Below are 20,194 nucleotides of genomic sequence, written 5' to 3'. Positions count from 1 at the left end.
TACGAAAGTACTTTATTTTAAATTCAAATAGAAACTTAAAACGTAGTCAAATTCTAATTTTTTCGGAATAAGTTATATTCTTTTAGGTTGATTTATTTATCCCGAGTGATCAACATACAAATACCAAAGGCCGTTTATATTTCGCATTATTCCTGAAAATTGTCCAGAACTGTTTTTACCATTCGGAGCTTCGACACTAAATTTTGCACTCACAAAAGCATCTTTTTTTGAAAGAGGTTCAATAACAAAATCGGTCATGGTCAATTTTCCCATTCTTTCTTTTGGCCAATATTTTTTGAAGAAATCTGTGATATTGTTTTTTCCATATACCACGCCGCCGCTGTAAATCATACGAACTGAATCTACGGGAGCATAAAAGTCAAGGTAAGCTTCGAGATCACCATTATTCCAGCAGGTTTGCTGCGCTTTTAGTCGTTCTAGTACTTGTTGTGAAATTTTATCTTGGCAAATGCCTTTAAAAGAAAACATTAGTAAAAATCCGAGAAGTAAAAATTTTAGGTTACGCATATTGATAGTTTTAAGTGAAATTGTAAAAACGAACTAAAAAAATGTTGATAGGAGTTTTAAATGTTTAGAGTATTTATTTTTTCATGCTTTAGGCTCCTATTTTTTGAGATATAATTTAAAACAAACACCATAACAATTGATAAAACCAAAATAGGAAAAAAGGACAAGATAAGAGTATGCATTAATTCTTCTTTAAAAAGATAAGTACTCCATGAAGATTCACGGTCAACAAAAATGCTGTAATTCCAGAAAAACCATGTTGAAATTATAATCAGTAATTGGGCTGTTATTTTTAGATATATTCTTTTTATGAATGCAAGTAAAATAAAAATAATTGTCAGAAAAACGGTAGTAAATACAGATATTAAATAAGCATCATCAAAAAAATGACTGTCTGGATTTCCGCTGGATATTTGTTTAGAAAGACTTTGCATTGACCAATATATTTCTACGAAAGTGAATATGAATGTTAATAGTGCAACTGCAATAAGTTTCTTTAAGAATGAAATGGTTTTAAGCTTTAAATTTGGATTCATTTTAAAAGATTTGTTTTTGAAATTTTACAAACATTCACTTTTTTAAGATTCTTGATATACAAAAGTAATCATATCATTTAGTGAAATGTCTTACAAAAGGTATAATTCTGTTAAAATAAGTTTTGTAGAATATAATACTTAACTTTTTGATAATACAGTATTTAGTTATAGTTTCTTACTTTTAATTAAAAATTAAAGCTATGGAAATTAATTGGGTTGTAATGGCGGTTGTTGCAGTACTAGTAGTTATTCTAGTTGTACTTACAATCAGAAAAAATCAAAAAGAGAAAAAGAAACTAACAGATTTATTGAATAATGATTTCAAAAAAGCTGTAAAAGATAGAATAGACGCCGATGACGCGGCAAATGAGAAATAAGAAGAAGCTATAAATAAAAAGAGTTCTCGAATTAACAACGAGAACTCTTTTTTGGTTTTGTATTGCTGGTTTTATTTATGGCCTAAAGAATATCCATTACCAGTTAATTTTTTTATAATGTTCATAGCAGTAACATCTTGGCTCATTTTATAACCAATAAAATTTCCTCCGTTATTAAATTCTACTTTAAAAACTTTACCATCGTAAGTATAAATTTCTTGATTTAAAGCTTTACCATAGCCTTGAACCATTCCAAATTTACCATACCAAGTTCCGATTACTTTGTTATCTAAATTCGTTACTTCGTATTTTTCAACTGCACCGCTTGTAGTTCCATTGTTTGTAATCATTCTGATGTAACCTATTTTTTCTTTTTTACTAAAAACATTTCCGCTATCATCAATTGTTAAGGCCAATGCATCTGTTATTGCTTTTTCTGCACTTTGCTGTTTACATCCGTACTTTTCGCCTAAACCAGTTGGTTCGCCATTTACAAATGTGTTTACTTGTTCTAATTGAATTCCGTTTTCTGTAATCATACCTTTTGCAAACAAGGTTTGAATAATGCTTCGGTCAACATTGAAAGGTGAATATTTTGCAAAATCAAGATCGTTTGCTTTCTTTTCTTCATTAGCAATTTCGATATAAGCTTTTCCAGGTGCAGGATTTTCACAGACTCTCATGTATGCTGTAATTGTATTTGTTCCGTCCAGATTTGAAATTTCATATTGGCGAAGTACTTTAGCTGACATTTTAGCAATAGGTTTACCATCTAGTAAAACTTCACCTTTTTTAACTTTGAACTCTTGTGCAAAAGAGCTTGCGCCAGCTAGAGTAAGTAATGCGATCAGAATGCTTTTTTTCATGGGGTTTTGTGTTGGTTTAAAGTTGATTGTGTTTAAAATAAATCATAAAAAAAACCGTATTTCAATTAAGTAATACAGTTTTTGTGGAGAATATCGGATTCGAACCGATCGCCTCTACGCTGCCAGCGTAGCGCTCTAGCCAAATGAGCTAATCCCCCAAAGTCATAGCAAATAAAGTCAATTAATTTTCAATAAACAAATTTAGAAAAGGATCTAAGTAAAAATAGTTGTCAAAACCGTAACTTTACAGTTAAAACTATTTTTATGAGTTTAGAAACAACAAAAGGATCGCTTTCGACTTCTTTTCAAGATACAATTGCAACCGTGCAGTTTGGGCATCCTGCAAGTAATTCTTTTCCGCGAGAATTATTAAATAAACTTACATTAGAAATTAATTCATTGAGCCGAAACGATGCTGTTTCACTTATTGTTTTGAAGAGCGAAGGCGAAAAAGCTTTTTGTTCCGGCGCTTCGTTTGATGAACTTCTGCAGGTAGAAAATGAAGAACAAGGAACAGAGTTTTTTTCTGGTTTTGCACATTTGTTAAATGCTATGCGCAGTTGCAGCAAGCTTATAATTGGGCGAGTTCAAGGAAAAGCAGTTGGAGGCGGAGTAGGAATAATTGCGGCTTGCGATTATGTTTTTGCAACTCCTCAAAGCGATATTAAATTATCTGAACTTGCAATTGGTATTGGTCCGTTTGTAATTGAGCCGGCTGTATCTCGTAAAATAGGAAAAACAGCAATGACAGCAATGACATTGGCAGCGCACGAATGGAAATCGGCAGATTGGGCTTTTCAAAAAGGGCTATATTCTGTTTTAGTTGATTTAGAAAATCTCGATAAAGAGGTAGAAAATTTTGCTCAAAAATTAAGTTCATACAATCCAGAAGCATTGCACGAAATGAAAAAGATCATTTGGGAAAACACAGAAAACTGGGAATCGCTGCTTTTTGAACGTGCCGCTATTACAGGTAAATTAGTTTTGTCTGATTTTAGCAGAAATGCTTTGATGCAGTTTAAAAAATAGGCATGACATAAGTCATTGATTTTATCCAAATAGTAACATAGTTTTGAAAAAGGATTTAAAACCAATTTTTCATCATATAAATTATTGAATATGACTATTATTTCTTTATTCCAAAAGGTCGATGTTGCAGAGAAAATTAAAAACGCTCCAGACAGCGGATATCAAATAGGTGTTGTTATAGGATCATTTATTCCGTTTGTCATTTTAGTAGGAATTGCCTATTGGATGTATAACCGTGCTAAAAAAAGAGACGAAAACGGTTATTAATTTGTAAATTTGCAAGCTTAAATTAAAAATCGATGAGTAATATTAGAATTACAAAACAATTTAGTTTCGAAACCGGGCATGCATTGTACGGTTACGACGGAAAATGCAAGAACGTTCACGGACACAGTTATAAATTGTCGGTAACTGTTATTGGTTCGCCAATTACAGATCGATCGAATGTGAAATTCGGAATGGTAATTGACTTTTCTGATTTAAAGAAAATTGTAAAAGAAGAAATCGTCGATCAATTTGACCATGCGACTGTATTCAATCAAACAACGCCGCATATCGAATTAGCAAATGAATTAAAAAACCGTGGACATCATGTAATATTGGTTGATTATCAGCCAACAAGTGAGAATATGGTAGTTGATTTTGCAGATAGAATCATAGCAAGACTGCCAAAAGGAATTTCGCTGTTCTCTCTTAAACTTCAAGAAACAGAATCTTCGTTTGCAGAGTGGTACGCAAGTGATAACATTTAATATTCAAAAAAGAAATTCCAAATTCCAAACTCTTCGACTTCGCTCAGAGAGACAAAAGTCTAAAATTCTAAGAAGTCCAGTAATCTAAAAATCTAAATGAAAAAAGTGTATTTTGCTTCAGATCAGCATTTTGGTGCGCCGACTCCTGAATTGAGTCTGCCGCGCGAAAAGAAATTTGTAGCTTGGTTAGATGAGGTTAAAGAAGATGCCGAAGCAATTTTTTTACTGGGTGATTTATTTGATTTTTGGTTCGAATATAAAACCGTTGTGCCAAAAGGTTTTGTTCGAATTTTAGGAAAATTGGCCGAAATTCGCGACAGCGGTATTCCAATCTACTTTTTTGTTGGAAATCATGATCTGTGGATGAATGATTATTTTGAAACCGAATTGAATATTCCGGTTTACCATGATAACAAAGAATTTACTTTTAACGGAAAAACCTTTTTAATTGGTCACGGAGACGGAAAAGGTCCCGGCGATAAAGGTTATAAAAGAATGAAAAAGGTGTTTACAAATCCGTTTTCAAAATGGCTTTTTAGATGGCTTCATCCAGATGTAGGCGTAAGTTTGGCGCAGTATTTATCTGTTAAAAATAAACTGATTTCTGGTGATGAAGATGTAAAATTTCTTGGTGAAGAAAACGAATGGCTCGTGTTGTACGCCAAACGCAAACTTGAAACCAAACATTATAATTACTTTATTTTTGGACATCGCCATTTACCAATGATTATTCCTGTTGGTGAAGATTCTAATTATGTAAATTTAGGCGATTGGATTGGCTATTTTACCTACGGAGTTTTTGATGGAGAAACTTTTGAACTTAAAAAATTCGAAAAATAATTACCATTTACTTAGCAGGATAGATTCCTATTTTGTGCGTTCTCAAAATATATTCTGAAAGTTGCTTACTGTTAGAAAGTTGAAATTTAATTGCGCCTGATGCTTTTTTCGGCATATGGCATTCCACACAATTAGCAGCCAATAATTTTTCAGGCATAGTTTTTAAAGTAGTTGCATTGTGTTTTAAATCTTGATGACAACTCATACAGATTTTAGAATACGATGCCATATTTTTAGAAGCATTTTCATGCGGATTATGGCAAGTTATACAATCCATTTTGTCACTTTTTATAAAACATTTGCTTTGCGCCATTAATCGAAATTGGTTTCCGTGAACGTCAAATTTCGCTGTATCCGTTACACTTCTTGTTTCTCTATAAAAATCGGAAAGATTATCTCCCGGTTTAAAGTCAAAACGGGATTTCATTTTCATTCCGTCATTTCCAGCGTGACAAAGCGCACAGGCATCTAATTTTTGTTGTCTGTTTAGCGTTTTAAAACTTGTAATACTATTTGCAACTTTGATGTTAGGGTTTTTTAGATGAAAATCAACATGCTTTTTTGCTGGCCCGTGACAGCGTTCGCAATCAATTCCGTAAACAATTGTTTTTTTATCAATAACATCTTCAACCTCCATCGATAAAAAGTTCTTATCTGTAGAATTCTGATTAACATTTCTGCTGCTGATATTTGAGCTGTGGCAAGAATAACAGTCTTTTACAACCATACGGTCAAAATACGGTTTGTCTGCCGGAAAACCTGGGCTTGTAGCCCAATTGTTTATAGAATTATAGTAAGAAACAGGTAATTCATATGTATTGCGATCTCGCCAGTATACCGAAGTTTGTGCATGTTTAATTCCAAAAACAATCTCGAAACGATGTGCTTCAACCTCTTTTCCGTTTTTATATAAAACCTGATACAAGCTGTCGTTGCGTTTTTCCATGACAATTTTGGTGTTTTTGTCATAGATAAAAGTGTGATTTCCTTTGTCAAAATCACCTAAAATATTTGCCGGAATTGCTGGAGCAGTTGCTTTAAAGTGAGCACTTTTTGCTGCCATGTCATATTGAGTCTGATGACATTGAATACAGCTTTCAGAGCCTGCATAATCAGTGCCTCGCGGATCAATATACTCTTCAGAAGCGTCTTTGCAGTTTGTAAAAAAGAGCGCTAGAATAGTAAAGGCAATAAGAATGCTTATTTTTTTCATTGCCGTAAATATACTTTTTTTTGAATAAAATCAAAATATATTTCAATAATGAAAAAATGTTGTTAAAATATTTAGAATGTTTCTTAGTTTAGTCCTGAACCATAAACATATTCGTCTAATTCGATTTTAAACAAAGAACCTTCAACTAAATCTTTAATAGATTTTAGTTCTGTCATTGAAACCGCTAAATCTATTGATGAACAAGGAGTTTTTAGTAAAAATTTATGACAAGAATATTTTAACTCACAAGCTTCGCAACAAGCATTTTCGATAATGCTGTCTTCAATTAAATCGCAAAACATATTCAATTCCGAAACCGTAAAATAGAAGCCCGTTTCTTTAAAAACCAACTGTACTTTGTCGAGAATTGTCTGGCTGTTTTGTTTCCAGTAAAAGGCTATGCCGAAGCTGTTGTGATATATTTGTTGTATTTCTCTCATTGTAAATCCTTTTATTCCAGCAAATATAAATATTATTTATATTAATTCTAAATAAAAAAAGCATAAAAATTTGAAAAATGTTTTACCATATAAGTAATATAAAGTTCATAGTAAAGGCTTTTTTATTTTGCTTGATGCAAAAATAAAAAGACCTCCGTTTTATTGGAGGTCTCTATATTTAAGATCCATTCTTTAAATGAACTTACATTACTTATATGGTTTAAAAACTAATTACTCTTGATTATGATGTTCTTCCATATCTTTATGAAGATCTAAATCTCTAAAAGTTGGAGATATAAAGCCAAAACCTAAAACGGTTAAAAGTGTAATGCTTCCGCCAAAGACAACCGATGTTACAGCTCCCATTAATTTGGCAGTTGCACCGCTCTCAAACGCACCTAATTCATTTGAAGAGCCAACAAAAATCGAATTTACAGCACCAACACGCCCGCGCATATGATCAGGAGTTTTAAGCTGCAAAATAGTCTGGCGAATTACTACCGAAATTCCGTCAGCAAGTCCGCTCAAGAATAAAGCAAAAACAGAAAGCCAGAATGACGTAGAAAGTCCAAATAAGATGATCGACAATCCAAAAACAAATATGGCACCTAAAAGTTTTTTTCCAGCGTTTTTATATAAAGGGATATACGCCGAAACAATCATCGTAATAAAAGCACCCACAGCAGGTGCAGCTCTTAATATACCAAAACCTTCAGAACCCACTTTTAAAATATCTTGTGCAAAAACGGGTAATAATGCAACTGCTCCTCCAAAAAGTACCGCAATCATATCAAGTGACAAAGCACCTAAAACAATCTGGTTTTTAAATACAAAAGTCAAACCTTCTGTAAGACTGTCTTTTATTGATTCTCCAATCTTCGGATTTATGATTGGTTTTTTACTGATTTGTGATAAGGCAATTAAGGAAAGAATTGAGAATCCGAAAACGAGACACATTGACCAGTGAACGCCAATCCAGTTAATTGAAAATCCTGCAAGTGCGGGTCCCATAACCGCACCAATCTGCCAAACCGAACTGCTCCAAGTAGCGGCATTTGGATATGCTTTTTTAGGAATAATAAGTGATAGTAGTGAGAAAATAGTAGGGCCAAGAAAAGCACGAACTAATCCGCCAAGAAATACTAAAAAGTAAATGGAATATAAGATAGACTCAGTCGACCAGCCGCTGACAATTTTTGGCCAAGTCAATAAGAATAGTCCAAAACTAATAACTGAAAATCCTAGAATACATTTTACCAATAATCCTTTCTTTTCTCTTTGATCTACAATATGTCCCGCAAATAATGCCATTGAAACCGCTGGAATTACTTCCATTAAACCTATGATTCCTAACGAAAGCGGATTTTTAGTTAAACTGTAAACCTCCCATTCAATCACAATAAACTGCATCGACCAAGCAAAAACCATCGCAAAGCGCAGTAGTAAAAATATATTAAACTCTCTATAGCGAAGCGCTTGATACGGATCTGGTTTTGTTGATTTAGTTGTCATTTGTTCTAATGTCTTTCAGCATAAGCTGTGTTGAAATAGTTCCGTTCCATTCATTTTCAGCTAAAGAATATGCCAGCTGAAACAGATTCTGATTTTGTGCTATGCTTAATTTTTTTCCGAGTCCAAAACCAATTGCAGCAATTCCATCAGAATTAGATTGTTTTACAAAAAGCCTTAGATGTTCTTCTTCAGAACCTAAATTTTTGGCGTAACCAGTATCTTTTATGTCCTTAGTCATGAAAACAGGAGTCATGTTCTGCGGACCAAAAGGTTCAAATTGTTTTAAAATACGGATGAGTTTTGGAGTAATATCAGAGAAATTAATTTCGGCATCAATTTCAATTTCTGGAGTTCGCATTTCAGGTGAAATAGTTGATGAAACCTGTTTTTCAAAAGCGTCTTTAAAAATCTGATAATTTTCGGCTTTTAAAGTCATTCCTGCCGCGTACATGTGTCCTCCAAATTGTTCCAAATGTTCTGCGCAGGCATCTAATGCATTGTAAACATCAAATCCTTTTACAGATCGGGCAGAAGCCGCATATTTATCTCCGCTTTTGGTAAAAACCAAAGTTGGCCTATAATAGGTTTCGATCAATCTTGAAGCGACAATTCCAATAACGCCTTTGTGCCAGTCTTCCTGAAAAACAACAGTAGAAAAACGTTCTTGCTCGTTGTTTTCTGTGATTTGCAGAAAAGCTTCTTTCGTAATTTTTTTATCTAGATCTTTTCGATCAGCATTATATTGTTCAATTTCAGATGCAAACTGCTGCGCTTGATCAAAATCAAACTCAGTTAATAATTCAACAGCATGATTTCCGTGTTTGATTCTTCCTGCAGCGTTTATTCTTGGGGAAATAATAAAAACGACATCAGTAATATCTAAAACTTTCTTTTTAACCTGATGTACCAAAGCTTTAATTCCTGGTCGTGGGTCGCTATTGATAACCTGTAATCCGAAATAAGCTAAAACACGATTTTCTCCCGTAATAGGAACAATATCTGCAGCAATTGCAGTTGCAACCAAATCTAGATATGGAACTAGATCTTCGATCGTTTCATTTCGGTTTTGGCCTAAAGCCTGAATCAGTTTAAAACCAACTCCACAGCCGCATAGTTCATCATAGGGATAAGAGCAGTCTTCTCTTTTTGGATCAAGAATCGCAACCGCGTCTGGAAGAAACTCACCAGGTCTATGGTGATCGCAGACAATAAAATCGATGTTTTTTGCTTTCGCGTAAGCGATATGATCTATGGATTTTATGCCGCAATCGAGTGCAATAATTAAGGAAAATCCGTTATCATCAGCAAAGTCAATTCCTTTAAAAGAAATTCCGTAACCTTCATCATAACGATCCGGAATATAAGTTGCAATATTTGGATAATGTGATTTTAAATACGATGAAACCAAAGAAACCGCTGTTGTTCCGTCAACATCATAATCGCCAAAAACCAGAATGTTTTCCTGATTTTCAATTGCCAATTCTATTCTCGCAACCGCCTTGTCCATATCTTTCATCAAATAAGGATCGTGAAGATGTTCTAAAGAGGGGCGAAAGAAATTTTTAGCATCTTCAAAAGTTTCAATGCCGCGCTGAATCAAAAGCGTTGCAACAAAATCTTCTACATTTAAGGCTTGCGCCAAACGTTTGATTTTATCTTGTGAAGGTTTTGGTTTTAAGGTCCAACGCATGGGTTGATTTTAGGTTTTAGAGTGTTGGTTTTTAGACTGTAGATTTTTGAAATCGTTTAATCTGATTGCGATTTTTTTTGTCACTCCCGATAGCTATTGGGATAAAAGGATTTAAAAGATTTTTTGCCACGAATTGCGCCAATTTCCACTAATTTAATTCGTGCTAATTGGTGTAATTCGTGGCAACCTTCATATTAATCTGTGTTAATCTTTTTAATCTGTGGCAGAATATATTTTGTTTTATTTCGCTTCTAAAGCATTTCCTTCAAACTGTATTCCGTCCCAGCCTAAGTTGATGAAATTTCTAATGTTTTGGTGATTTGTTCCGTTTGGATCTCCTAAAACTTCTTCAAAATAAAAAGCGCCAAAACAAGCCAAAGTTTCTTCTTTGCTTAAGTTTTGCAGTTTTGCAAACGAAAATAATTTACAAGAACCAGAGTTTTCTCCGGCAGCGTTATGCTGTGTTCCATTTTGAAAAGCAGTTGGCGTAAAATTGTAATTTTCTTCGATTACAGCAATAGTTTCTGGAAATGTTATTTGTGTTGGAGTTTGTTTTACTTTTTCTAAAAAGGCTTGAATGCTCATGATTGTTATGTGTTGATTTTTTTGCTACAGATTAAAAGGATTAAGAGGGATTTCTTCGCCACGAATTTTACGAATTTACACTAATTTAATACGTGCTAATTCGTGCAATTCGTGGCGACTTAATTTTTAATCTGTGTTAATCTTTTTAATCTGTGGCTTAAATAAATTATTCTTCATCCTTAGAAAACTTATTTTTCTTAGGTTCTTTTGTTATTGTTTTTCCTGCAACCACAACTACGATTTCGCCTCGTGGTGCTGTTTTTTCAAAATGTGTGAGAACTTCTTTTGCGGTTCCGCGAACATTTTCTTCGTGTAATTTTGATAATTCTCTTGAAACGCAAACTTGTCTGTCTTCGCCAAAATACTGAATAAATTCTGCTAATGTTTTAACGAGTTTATGTGGAGAAACGTATAGAATCATTGTTCTTGTTTCTTCGGCTAAAGCCAAAAAACGAGTTTGACGTCCTTTTTTATCAGGAAGAAAACCTTCAAAAACGAATTTATCATTTGGTAAACCGCTGTTTACAAGAGCTGGAACAAAAGCTGTAGCACCTGGAAGACATTCTACTTCAATTTTATTTTCGACACAAGCGCGTGTCAATAAAAATCCTGGATCTGAAATTGCCGGAGTTCCTGCGTCAGAAATTAAAGCGATAGTTTCGCCGGCTTTTAAACGGGCAATTAAATTTTCGGTGGTTTTGTGTTCGTTGTGCATATGATGGCTGTGCATGTGTGTGCCAATTTCAAAATGCTTCAACAATTTCCCGCTCGTTCTAGTGTCTTCGGCCAAAATCAAATCGACTTCTTTCAAAACTCTAATAGCTCTGAAAGTCATGTCTTCAAGATTACCAATTGGCGTTGGAACGATATATAATTTTGACATAGTTGTTTTTAATAGTTAAACACAGATTACACGAATTAACACGAATAATTAAAGTGTTGAAATTTCACGAATATAAATTAGTGTAAATCTGTGGAATTCGTTTTTATGCGAATTTCTTCTCAATAATTCCAAGGAAACGCTCTGCATAATCATCTTTTCCGTCCCAATTGTTATAATCAGGTTTTACCATATCGTCAATAAATTCCTTAGCTTCTGCATAAGAATCAAATGTTAAAAGCTGATTTAAAACACGGCTGTAATCTTCAGAACTGTTTCCAAAAAGGTTTTTCGTGAATGCAATTCGGTCATTCAAATCAACGTGGAAACCTTTTGCAAGTTTTTCGTTTAATGTAACAGTTTTAGGTTCTGCTGGAGTTTCTAAAACGGCTGTTTCGACAGCTTTTTTCTCTTTAGATTCCGTGTTTGTTGTATTTGCTGAAACATTCTCAAAACTATCTACTTTTACAAATTGAGCATCGGCATAATTTACGCCTAAAAGCTCTTCTAAAGTCATATGAACTGCTTGAGACTTTGTCTCAGTTTCTATTTTTGGCTCTTCTTTGATTTCTGCAACTATTTCTTCCGTTTCTAATTCGAAAGCCGGAATGAAATCAGGAATTGGTTTTAAATCGCTAATCGTAGTAAACGAAAGTTCGTCAGCGGCTTCGATATCTTTTTTAGCTTCAAAAATTGGTTCTTCAATTTCCTCTGCTTCAGGTTCTTCATTGATTTCTGCAACAGTTTCAGGAATAGTCTCAATTTCAGTTTCTAAAATGACTTCTTCAGAGATTTCTGCAATAATTTCAGGTACAGTTTCTTCTATAACTTCTTCCGTTTTTGTTTCTTCCGCAATTACGGTTTCAGTTACCGTTTCTTCAACGGCAATTGGCTCTTCGATTTTAACTTCTGCAGGAATAGTATCTTCTTTTTCAAAAATAGTTTCTATTTCAGAAGTAATTTCACTGTGATTTATAGTAGGTTTTAGACTATCGAAATTTTCATCAACAAATTTTAATACGGCTAGTTTCTCATATAATTTCTGAGTTTCAAGATACAATTGATTGATATCGGATTTGTTTTTAAGTTTTAAAATTCGATGTGCAATGCTGATTAAGTCGGCTTCCAATTTTTTTTTCATAACTGTTGAAATTATAGTGAATAGGGTATTTTATTATGTTTTGTATCTGAATGTCTTTATTCTGGGAGAAAATCAACGAGATAATTTTTTATTTCTGTTAATAAGCGATTGCGAATCTCCGTTTTGATAAAAATTTTCTACTTTTGAAAAACCGAAAAACAGCAGTTTTTTGCGTCAATTTATTACCAGTACAAAGTAATAAAAACTATTCATTTTTAAAGGTAGAAAAATACAAAATGTTTCTCGAAAATACAGTAAATCACAAAGAACAATTTGGTTGGATTGAAGTTATTTGTGGATCAATGTTTTCGGGTAAGACCGAGGAGTTAATCCGCAGATTAAAACGCGCCCAATTTGCCAAACAAAGAGTCGAAATTTTTAAACCCGCAATTGATACTCGATATCATGACGAAATGGTGGTGTCTCACGATGCTAACGAAATTCGTTCTACGCCGGTGCCTGCCGCAGCCAATATCTTAATTTTAGCACAAGGATGCGATGTTATTGGTATTGACGAAGCTCAGTTTTTTGATGATGAAATTATTACGGTTTGTAATGATCTTGCCAATCAGGGAATTCGTGTAATTGTTGCTGGACTTGATATGGATTTTAAAGGAAATCCTTTTGGTCCTATGCCGGGACTTATGGCAACTGCAGAATATGTTACTAAAGTTCATGCCGTTTGTACGAGAACAGGAAATTTGGCTAATTATAGTTTCCGTAAAACAGATAATGACAAACTTGTAATGCTTGGGGAAACGGAAGAATATGAGCCGTTAAGTCGTGCAGCTTATTTTAATGCTATGAAAAAAAGTCAAGAAAAATAGATTTTAAATTCATTTAAGCTTTATAAACATGAAGGAAAAAGAAAGTAAAAGAAAACAGAATATCATACTATTAGTTATAATTGGAATTGCGATAGCTCTGGCTGTTTATTTTCAATTTTTTCTTTCTGAAAAGGCAGATGAAGTAAATACAGAAATAACAACGTTAGTTGAAAAATACAATAAAAACTGCCCGTTGAAAATTCAAGAAGGGATTCGTCTCGACAGCGTAAGTTTACCTGAAGAAAGAGTTGTTCAGTATAATTTGACACTGTTGAATGTAGAAAAAGTAACTGCTGAAGTTGATGTAATACAAGTAGAAATGGAAAAAAGCCTCTTAAGTACCGCAAAAGCAAATACGGGACTGCAAGTTTTTAGAGACAATGATTATACTTTGATTTACAGTTATTGCGATAAAAAGAAGACGTTCTTGTTTAACGTGAAAATATTACCAGATCAATATAAATAAATTAACGTTCTCTGAGACGTTGTTAAAATGTTTGTCACCCTGAGCGAAGTCGAAGGCTCGTTTAATGGAAAAGGGCTTCGACTTTGCTCAGCCTGACAAACTTAATCTGTAAGATTAGAAAAATATTTATAAAACAAAACCCGACAGTTTTAAAAAATGTCGGGTTTGTTATTTTAAATGAACTTATTTAAATAAAAGAATTAAATTTTCTTTCTCATTCTTGCTACAGGAATGTCTAATTGTTCGCGGTATTTTGCAATTGTTCTTCTTGCGATTGGATATCCTTTTTCTTTTAAAATTTCAGCCAATTGATCGTCTGGAAGCGGTTTCTTTTTGTCTTCTTCTTCAATAGTATTCTTAAGAATCTTTTTGATTTCTAAAGTTGAAACATCTTCTCCTTGTTCATTTTTCATGGCTTCAGAAAAGAATTCTTTAATCAGTTTTGTTCCGTAAGGTGTTTCAACATATTTACTGTTGGCAACACGTGAAATTGTCGAAATATCTAAACCAACCATATCAGCAATGTCTTTTAAGATCATTGGTTTTAGTTTGGTTTCGTCGCCATCTAAGAAATATTCTTCCTGATAATGCATAATTGCATTCATCGTTACAAAAAGCGTTTCCTGACGTTGTCTGATTGCGTCGATAAACCATTTAGCCGAATCCAGTTTTTGTTTGATAAACTGAACCGCATCTTTCTGCGCAGATGATTTATCACGAGAATCTTTATACGTCTGCATCATTTCCTGATAATCTTTAGAAACGTGTAGAGAAGGAGCATTTCTTCCGTTTAAAGTCAATTCCAATTCGCCGTCAACAATTCTGATGGCAAAATCAGGAACTACATTTTCAGTGACTTTATTATTTCCTGTAAAAGATCCGCCCGGTTTTGGGTTTAGTCTTTCAATTTCGTGAATCGCTTTTTTAAGCTGTTCGTTCGAAACGCTGTATTTCTGTAAAAGTTTATCGTAATGTTTCTTCGTAAAAGCATCAAACTGATTTTCGATAATATCGATCGCCAAATCAACGTATTCTGTTGGTGTTTTGTGCTTTAATTGCAATAATAAACATTCCTGCAAATCGCGCGCTCCAACTCCCGAAGGTTCAAGTTCGTGAATTACAGTCAGCATTTTTTCGACCATCGCTTCATCAGTATAAATTCCCTGAGTAAAAGCCATGTCGTCTACAATATCTGGAACGCTTCTGCGGATGTAACCCATATCATCAATACTTCCAACAAGGAATTCGGCGATTTCGCGTTCTTCATCGTTCAAAATAAAAGTATTCAGCTGATTGATTAAATCCTGATGAAAACTAATTGGCGAAGCAAAAGGCGTTTCGCGTTCTTCATCGTCACTGTAATTATTCACCTGAGTTTTATAATCAGGCGTATCGTCGTCGCTTAAATATTCGTCAATATTAATGTCATCAGCTTCGATTCTGTCAGATTCTGCATCATCATAATCATCGTAGTCTTCATTGGCAAATTCATCGGCTTCGTATTCGTCTTCTTTTCCAGCTTCAAGAGCCGGATTTTCGTTCATTTCTTCTAATAAACGCTGTTCAAAAGCTTGCGTAGGCAATTGAATTAACTTCATCAGCTGAATTTGCTGTGGAGATAATTTTTGTGATAATTTTAAATTTAAAAATTGCTTTAGCATTTATACTGTTTAATCGTTTATTTGTTTAATCGTCAATTCGTTTCTTCGTGAAAATCGGTTAACCGAATGAACGATTAACCGATTAAACTTTTTTTAAAATTCTGCGCTTCCAGGAGTTCTTGGGAAAGGAATTACGTCTCTAATGTTTGTCATTCCTGTTACAAACAATACCAAACGCTCAAATCCTAAACCGAAACCTGCATGCGTTGCTGATCCAAATCTTCTGGTGTCTAAATACCAGTATAATTCTTCTTCATCGATTTCTAAAGCTTTCATTTTTTCGATTAAAACATCGTAACGCTCTTCTCTTTCAGAACCACCAACGATTTCTCCAATTCCAGGGAAAAGGATATCCATTGCACGAACCGTTTCTCTTCCTGGTTCTGTGTTGTCGTTCAAACGCATATAAAACGCTTTGATGTTTGCCGGGTAATCAAATAAAATTACCGGACATTTAAAGTGTTTTTCAACCAAATAACGCTCGTGTTCTGATTGTAAATCAGCGCCCCATTCGTTAATGATATATTGAAATTTCTTCTTTTTATTTGGAGTTGAATCTCTTAAAATGTCAATTGCTTCCGTATAAGACACACGTTTGAAGTTGTTTTCTAAAACGAAGTTCAATTTCTCTAATAAAGCCATTTCGCTTCTTTCAGCTTGTGGTTTTGATTTTTCTTCTTCAAGAAGTCTTCCTTCTAAGAATTTTAAATCATCTCCACAATTGTCTAAAGCATATTTAATTACATACTGAATAAAATCTTCAGCCAAATCCATGTTGTCATCAAGGTTGTTGAAAGCAACTTCCGGCTCAATCATCCAGAATTCTGCCAAGTGACGAGAAGTGTTTGAGTTTTCTGCTCTGAACGTTGGTCCAAAAGTATAAATCTGACCCAAAGCCATTGCAAAAGTTTCACCTTCTAATTGCCCAGAAACCGTTAAGTTTGTATGTTTTCCGAAGAAATCTTTTTTGAAATCAATGTTTCCTTCTTCTGTTTTTGGAAGATTATCCAAAGGTAAAGATGTTACTTGAAACATTTCACCAGCACCTTCAGCGTCAGCTCCAGTAATAATTGGCGTGTTTACATACACAAAACCTTTTTCCTGAAAATATTTGTGAACCGCAAATGACAATACCGAACGCACACGCATAATCGCACCAAAAGCATTTGTACGTACACGCAAGTGAGCGTTTTCACGTAAAAATTCTAAAGAGTGTTTTTTAGGCTGCATTGGGAATTTCTCAGCATCAGAATCTCCAAGAATTTCAAGTTTGTTCACTTGAATTTCATATTTCTGACCTGCGCCTTTACTCTCCACCAAAGTTCCAATTACAGAAACCGCAGCTCCAGTTGTGATTCTTTTTAAAGTTTCTTCCGGCGTATTTTCAAAATCAACAACACATTGTATATTATTAATTGTAGAACCGTCATTAAGCGCGATGAACTGATTATTTCTAAAAGTTCTCACCCATCCTTTTGCATTCACTTCCTGTAGCGTCGTCGTACTGTTTAATAAGTCTTTAACCTTTGTGTGTTTCATTTTATATAATATTGATATTAAATTATTTGTTTTTCAACAACTGCAAATATAAACGATAATAATTAATTTTTGAAGCTGTTTACTTCGTCAATTCGCTTTTAGCTCGTGTCCTGCTCTCTTTCTGCTGTATCTTTATGTTTTTAAAGAAAAAATAGAAAGGATGCCGCTTCGATCAGGGCTACGGCACTCGTTTTAAGGAGAGCTGTTTTATAAATTTAGTTTTTCTCTCATTATTGTCATTTCGACGGAGGAGAAATCTTCGTAAGAAACTCGACAAAGTTTGGAATTGCAGTGCGGAGCTACTTGCGAAGATTTCTCCTTCGTCGAAATGACAAACTGTGTGTCAACCTTTGATAAAGGTTTTTTATTTTTAATTTGTGCCAATTAGTGAATTCGTGGCAAACAAAACCTTATTTCTCCAAATTCTCCAATAATTCCTCTTTCTTAGTTTTCTTCTTCTCAAAAGTCAAAACCAATGAAGGCAATACAACTAAATTTGCAAACATTGCAAAAGCCAAAGTGCAAGAAATTAATCCTCCAAGTGCAATAGTTCCGCTAAAGCTTGATAATGTAAAAGTCGCAAAACCTAGAATCAAAACTACTGACGTATAGAAAGTACTGATTCCAGTTTCTCTTAAAGCACTGAAAACTGATTTCTTAACTTTTCCGCCGCTTTGAAGCAGATCATGTTTGTATTTTGCCATAAACTGAATGGCATTATCTACCGAAATTCCAAATGCAATACTAAACACAAGAATAGTTGACGGTTTTAACGGAATTCCAAAATAGCCCATCAATCCAGATGTAATGCAAAGTGGCAAAATATTAGTAATTACAGATGCCATTACCATTTTAAATGATCTGAACAAATACAACATCAATATGGCGATAACTGCGATTGCAAAAATCAGTGATTCAATTAAATTATCTACTAAATACGATGTTCCTTTTTGAAAAACCAATGCTTTTCCGGTAACGGTAACTTCATAACGGTCTTTCGGGAAAATTTCATCTATTTTAGTATGTAATTTTTTCTCGACTTTCGCCATTTCATCAGTACCAATATCTTTCATAAAAGTAGTGATTCTCGCATATTGTCCAGTCGAATCAACATAAGCTTTCATTAGGTTTTCTTTGCTGTTTTTGGTCGCGTTTTTGGCGTAGCTCAAAATAAAAGCCTGTTCTTGCGAAGTTGGTAATTGATAATATTCAGGATTTCCGTTGTAGAAAGCCTGTTTTGAATATTTAACTAAATTCACAATTGAAACGGGTTTTGCTAATTCTGGAATTTCTGCAATTGTAGTTTGCAATTCGTCCATTTTGCGAATGGTTGACGCTTTCATAACACCTTTTTTCTTTTTGGTGTCAATCATAATTTCAAGCGGCATTACTCCGTTAAATTCTTTTTCGTAGAATAAAATGTCTTTAAAGAAAGAAGCACTTTTTGGCATCTCACCAATTAAACTTCCCGAAACTTTCATCTGCGAAACTCCAATTACACTAAAAACCAAAAGTAAGCCGTAAACAATATATACTATTTTACGTTTTGATTTGACTAGATTTTCAACAACATTTAAAAGTGTTGAAATATACGTTTTAGTTAAATGATATAAGTGTTTTTCTTTTGGCAGCGGCATAAAACTGTATATAATCGGCACAATAAAAAGTGTTAATAAATACACAGAAATTACGTTGATTGAAGTTACTAGACCAAACTCAAAAAGCAAATCATTTCCAGTAATCATAAAGGTTGCGAAACCAATTGCTGTTGTTAAATTCGTCATTAAAGTCGAAACTCCAATTTTTGAAATAACACGTTGCAGCGCTTTTGCCTGATTGTTATGTAATTTGATTTCCTGCTGATATTTGTTAATTAGGAAAATACAGTTTGTAATACCAATTACGATAATTAACGGCGGAATAATGGCTGTTAAAATCGTGATTTTATAACCAAATAATCCCAGCGTTCCAAAAGACCAGATTACACCAACAATTAAAATACAAATTGAAATGAATGTTGCTCTGAACGAACGGAAAAAGAAAAAGAATATCAAAGAAACGGTAAATAAAGCCGCGCCGATAAATAGACCAATTTCACCTTTCATATTGTCCGCATTGATCGTTCTGATATACGGCATTCCAGAAACGCGAAGATCAATTCCGGTAGTTTTTTCGAATTTATCGATTTTCGGAACTAAATTTTCTAGGATAAAAGTCTTTCTTTCAGCTGTGTTGACTAAGGCTTTATTGATATAAATTGCAGAACGAACACTGCCGCTTTCTTTATTGAATAAAAGTCCTTCGTAAAAAGGTAAATTATGAAATAAATCATACTGAACCGTTTTTAAATAAGCTGGATCTAAAGCTTTACTTTGGTCAATAAACGGGGATAAAACAAATTTTTCGTTAATGGTATCTTTTTCAAGTTTCTTTAAATCATTTAATGAAACCACTAAATCAACTTCCTTAGATTTTTTTAAACCTGTCATTAACTCATTCCAAGCGGCATAATTTTTTGGAGTAAAAAATTTAGGATCTTTAAAACCAATTACTACAAGATTTCCTTCTTCGCCAAACTTGTCCAGGAATTTTTGATAATCCTTATTTGCAACGTGTTCTTTAGGAAGCAGATTTGCTTCGGTATAAGTCATTGAAAGATTCTTCCATTGCAAAGCAAGGAAAATGGTTAAAGCAGAAAGTACAATTAGAATTGTTATTCTGTTTTTAAGTATAATTCGGGCCAGTTTTTCCCAAAATCCAACTTGGATAGTGTTTTTCATAAATTCTTTAAAAATGGATGCAAATGTAGTGAAAAGTGCTCAAAATCATAAACAATAGATTGTATTTTACTTAATGTTAACACAAATATTCATATGGTTTTTTGTGATAAATTTCTTTCTTTACACTGTTTAATCATCAGCTTTTCTCATATTTGCAATTAATTTAAAAGGAAAAGAAAATGAGTTGGATTTTATTAATTATTGCAGGACTTTTTGAAGTTGGCTTTGCATCATGCCTCGGAAAAGCAAAAGAAACGGCGGGAATGGTGTCTACTTACTGGATGATTGGTTTTTTTGTATGCCTTTCGATCAGCATGATTTTATTATATAAAGCAACACAGGTACTGCCAATTGGAACGGCTTATGCGGTTTGGACAGGGATTGGAGCTGTTGGAACTGTTCTGGTTGGAATTTTAATTTTTAAGGAACCAGCTACTTTTTGGAGAATATTTTTCCTTTCAACATTAATTGCCTCAATTATTGGATTGAAATTCGTTTCTAGTCATTAAAAAAATAAGCTACAGATTACATA

General features: G+C 33.8%; 21 protein-coding genes and 1 tRNA gene. 8 read left to right on the top strand and 14 right to left on the bottom strand.

Features of this window, described 5'->3' with window-relative positions; all coding sequences use genetic code 11:
* Nucleotides 1-96 precede the first annotated feature (96 nt).
* Together BOW57_RS03220 and BOW57_RS03215 are read right to left on the bottom strand one after the other, a co-directional pair.
* Nucleotides 97-528, bottom strand: a complete 432-nt coding sequence (locus tag BOW57_RS03220) for a DUF4440 domain-containing protein (protein ID WP_129053018.1) — start codon at nt 526-528, stop codon at nt 97-99.
* 56 nt (nt 529-584) lie between these two features.
* Nucleotides 585-1,064: a hypothetical protein gene (locus tag BOW57_RS03215; protein ID WP_129053017.1), complete on the bottom strand. Its 480-nt coding sequence runs from the start codon at nt 1,062-1,064 to the stop codon at nt 585-587.
* Nucleotides 1,065-1,264: 200 nt separating this feature from the next.
* Between BOW57_RS03215 and BOW57_RS20565 the strand changes: the two genes are divergently transcribed.
* The gene (locus BOW57_RS20565; protein WP_164973663.1) at nt 1,265-1,441 is read left to right on the top strand and encodes a hypothetical protein; all 177 of its coding nucleotides are present in this window, start codon (nt 1,265-1,267) and stop codon (nt 1,439-1,441) included.
* A 71-nt stretch (nt 1,442-1,512) separates the two neighbouring features.
* Here BOW57_RS20565 and BOW57_RS03210 read toward each other — a convergent pair whose 3' ends face one another.
* Together BOW57_RS03210 and BOW57_RS03205 are read right to left on the bottom strand one after the other, a co-directional pair.
* Nucleotides 1,513-2,307 carry a hypothetical protein gene (locus BOW57_RS03210; RefSeq protein WP_089054345.1) on the bottom strand — a complete coding sequence of 265 codons (795 nt, stop codon included), beginning with the start codon at nt 2,305-2,307 and terminating at the stop codon, nt 1,513-1,515.
* A gap of 84 nt (nt 2,308-2,391) precedes the next feature.
* Nucleotides 2,392-2,465 (bottom strand) — tRNA-Ala (locus BOW57_RS03205).
* 106 nt (nt 2,466-2,571) lie between these two features.
* Here BOW57_RS03205 and BOW57_RS03200 point away from each other — a divergent pair.
* The 4 genes from BOW57_RS03200 (at nt 2,572) to BOW57_RS03190 (ending at nt 4,928) form a co-directional block, all read left to right on the top strand.
* Nucleotides 2,572-3,336: an enoyl-CoA hydratase/isomerase family protein gene (locus BOW57_RS03200; RefSeq protein ID WP_129053016.1), complete on the top strand. Its 765-nt coding sequence runs from the start codon at nt 2,572-2,574 to the stop codon at nt 3,334-3,336.
* Nucleotides 3,337-3,426: 90 nt separating this feature from the next.
* Entirely contained in the window at nt 3,427-3,603 is a 177-nt protein-coding gene (locus BOW57_RS20560) for a hypothetical protein (RefSeq protein WP_164973662.1), read from the top strand.
* A 32-nt stretch (nt 3,604-3,635) separates the two neighbouring features.
* The gene (locus BOW57_RS03195; RefSeq protein ID WP_089054343.1) at nt 3,636-4,088 is read left to right on the top strand and encodes a 6-carboxytetrahydropterin synthase; all 453 of its coding nucleotides are present in this window, start codon (nt 3,636-3,638) and stop codon (nt 4,086-4,088) included.
* A gap of 96 nt (nt 4,089-4,184) precedes the next feature.
* Entirely contained in the window at nt 4,185-4,928 is a 744-nt protein-coding gene (locus BOW57_RS03190) for a UDP-2,3-diacylglucosamine diphosphatase (RefSeq protein WP_089054342.1), read from the top strand.
* Between the two features lie 7 nt (nt 4,929-4,935).
* On the opposite strand, the gene BOW57_RS03185 is transcribed toward BOW57_RS03190, so the two are convergent.
* The 7 genes from BOW57_RS03185 to BOW57_RS03155 form a co-directional block, all read right to left on the bottom strand.
* Nucleotides 4,936-6,141, bottom strand: coding sequence for a cytochrome c3 family protein (locus BOW57_RS03185; protein ID WP_129053015.1), 1,206 nt, complete (start codon nt 6,139-6,141; stop codon nt 4,936-4,938).
* A gap of 83 nt (nt 6,142-6,224) precedes the next feature.
* The gene (locus BOW57_RS03180; protein ID WP_129053014.1) at nt 6,225-6,581 is read right to left on the bottom strand and encodes a hypothetical protein; all 357 of its coding nucleotides are present in this window, start codon (nt 6,579-6,581) and stop codon (nt 6,225-6,227) included.
* A 231-nt stretch (nt 6,582-6,812) separates the two neighbouring features.
* The gene (locus BOW57_RS03175; RefSeq protein ID WP_129053013.1) at nt 6,813-8,093 is read right to left on the bottom strand and encodes an MFS transporter; all 1,281 of its coding nucleotides are present in this window, start codon (nt 8,091-8,093) and stop codon (nt 6,813-6,815) included.
* Nucleotides 8,083-9,783 carry a single-stranded-DNA-specific exonuclease RecJ gene (gene recJ / locus BOW57_RS03170; protein ID WP_129053012.1) on the bottom strand — a complete coding sequence of 567 codons (1,701 nt, stop codon included), beginning with the start codon at nt 9,781-9,783 and terminating at the stop codon, nt 8,083-8,085. The genes BOW57_RS03175 and recJ overlap by 11 nt, the downstream gene beginning before the upstream one ends.
* A gap of 240 nt (nt 9,784-10,023) precedes the next feature.
* Nucleotides 10,024-10,368 (bottom strand): HopJ type III effector protein, encoded by a 345-nt coding sequence (locus BOW57_RS03165; RefSeq protein ID WP_008465164.1) that lies wholly within the window; start codon nt 10,366-10,368, stop codon nt 10,024-10,026.
* A 166-nt stretch (nt 10,369-10,534) separates the two neighbouring features.
* Nucleotides 10,535-11,251 carry a 16S rRNA (cytidine(1402)-2'-O)-methyltransferase gene (gene rsmI / locus BOW57_RS03160; RefSeq protein ID WP_129053011.1) on the bottom strand — a complete coding sequence of 239 codons (717 nt, stop codon included), beginning with the start codon at nt 11,249-11,251 and terminating at the stop codon, nt 10,535-10,537.
* Nucleotides 11,252-11,354: 103 nt separating this feature from the next.
* Nucleotides 11,355-12,389 (bottom strand): hypothetical protein, encoded by a 1,035-nt coding sequence (locus BOW57_RS03155; protein WP_129053010.1) that lies wholly within the window; start codon nt 12,387-12,389, stop codon nt 11,355-11,357.
* Nucleotides 12,390-12,625: 236 nt separating this feature from the next.
* Between BOW57_RS03155 and BOW57_RS03150 the strand changes: the two genes are divergently transcribed.
* Nucleotides 12,626-13,216 (top strand): thymidine kinase, encoded by a 591-nt coding sequence (locus tag BOW57_RS03150; RefSeq protein ID WP_089054374.1) that lies wholly within the window; start codon nt 12,626-12,628, stop codon nt 13,214-13,216.
* Between the two features lie 28 nt (nt 13,217-13,244).
* Nucleotides 13,245-13,682, top strand: a complete 438-nt coding sequence (locus tag BOW57_RS03145) for a hypothetical protein (RefSeq protein WP_089054334.1) — start codon at nt 13,245-13,247, stop codon at nt 13,680-13,682.
* 200 nt (nt 13,683-13,882) lie between these two features.
* On the opposite strand, the gene rpoN is transcribed toward BOW57_RS03145, so the two are convergent.
* The 3 genes from rpoN to BOW57_RS03130 all read right to left on the bottom strand — a co-directional run bounded on the left by rpoN (nt 13,883) and on the right by BOW57_RS03130 (nt 19,662).
* A complete protein-coding gene (gene rpoN, locus BOW57_RS03140) occupies nt 13,883-15,343 on the bottom strand; it encodes an RNA polymerase factor sigma-54 (protein ID WP_129053009.1) in 1,461 nt (486 codons plus the stop codon).
* Nucleotides 15,344-15,436: 93 nt separating this feature from the next.
* Nucleotides 15,437-16,882 carry an asparagine--tRNA ligase gene (asnS, locus tag BOW57_RS03135; RefSeq protein WP_129053008.1) on the bottom strand — a complete coding sequence of 482 codons (1,446 nt, stop codon included), beginning with the start codon at nt 16,880-16,882 and terminating at the stop codon, nt 15,437-15,439.
* Nucleotides 16,883-17,292: 410 nt separating this feature from the next.
* Nucleotides 17,293-19,662, bottom strand: a complete 2,370-nt coding sequence (locus BOW57_RS03130; RefSeq protein WP_129053007.1) for an RND family transporter — start codon at nt 19,660-19,662, stop codon at nt 17,293-17,295.
* Nucleotides 19,663-19,841: 179 nt separating this feature from the next.
* Between BOW57_RS03130 and BOW57_RS03125 the strand changes: the two genes are divergently transcribed.
* Complete coding sequence (locus BOW57_RS03125) at nt 19,842-20,171, top strand: multidrug efflux SMR transporter (protein ID WP_089054330.1); 330 nt, start codon at nt 19,842-19,844, stop codon at nt 20,169-20,171.
* Nucleotides 20,172-20,194: the final 23 nt, after the last annotated feature.

This window comes from Flavobacterium sp. YO64, assembly GCF_004119505.1.
GTDB classification, from domain to species: Bacteria; Bacteroidota; Bacteroidia; order Flavobacteriales; family Flavobacteriaceae; genus Flavobacterium; species Flavobacterium oncorhynchi.
Note: the sequence above shows the minus strand (reverse complement) of the source record. Positions and strands in the feature narration are given on the sequence as shown.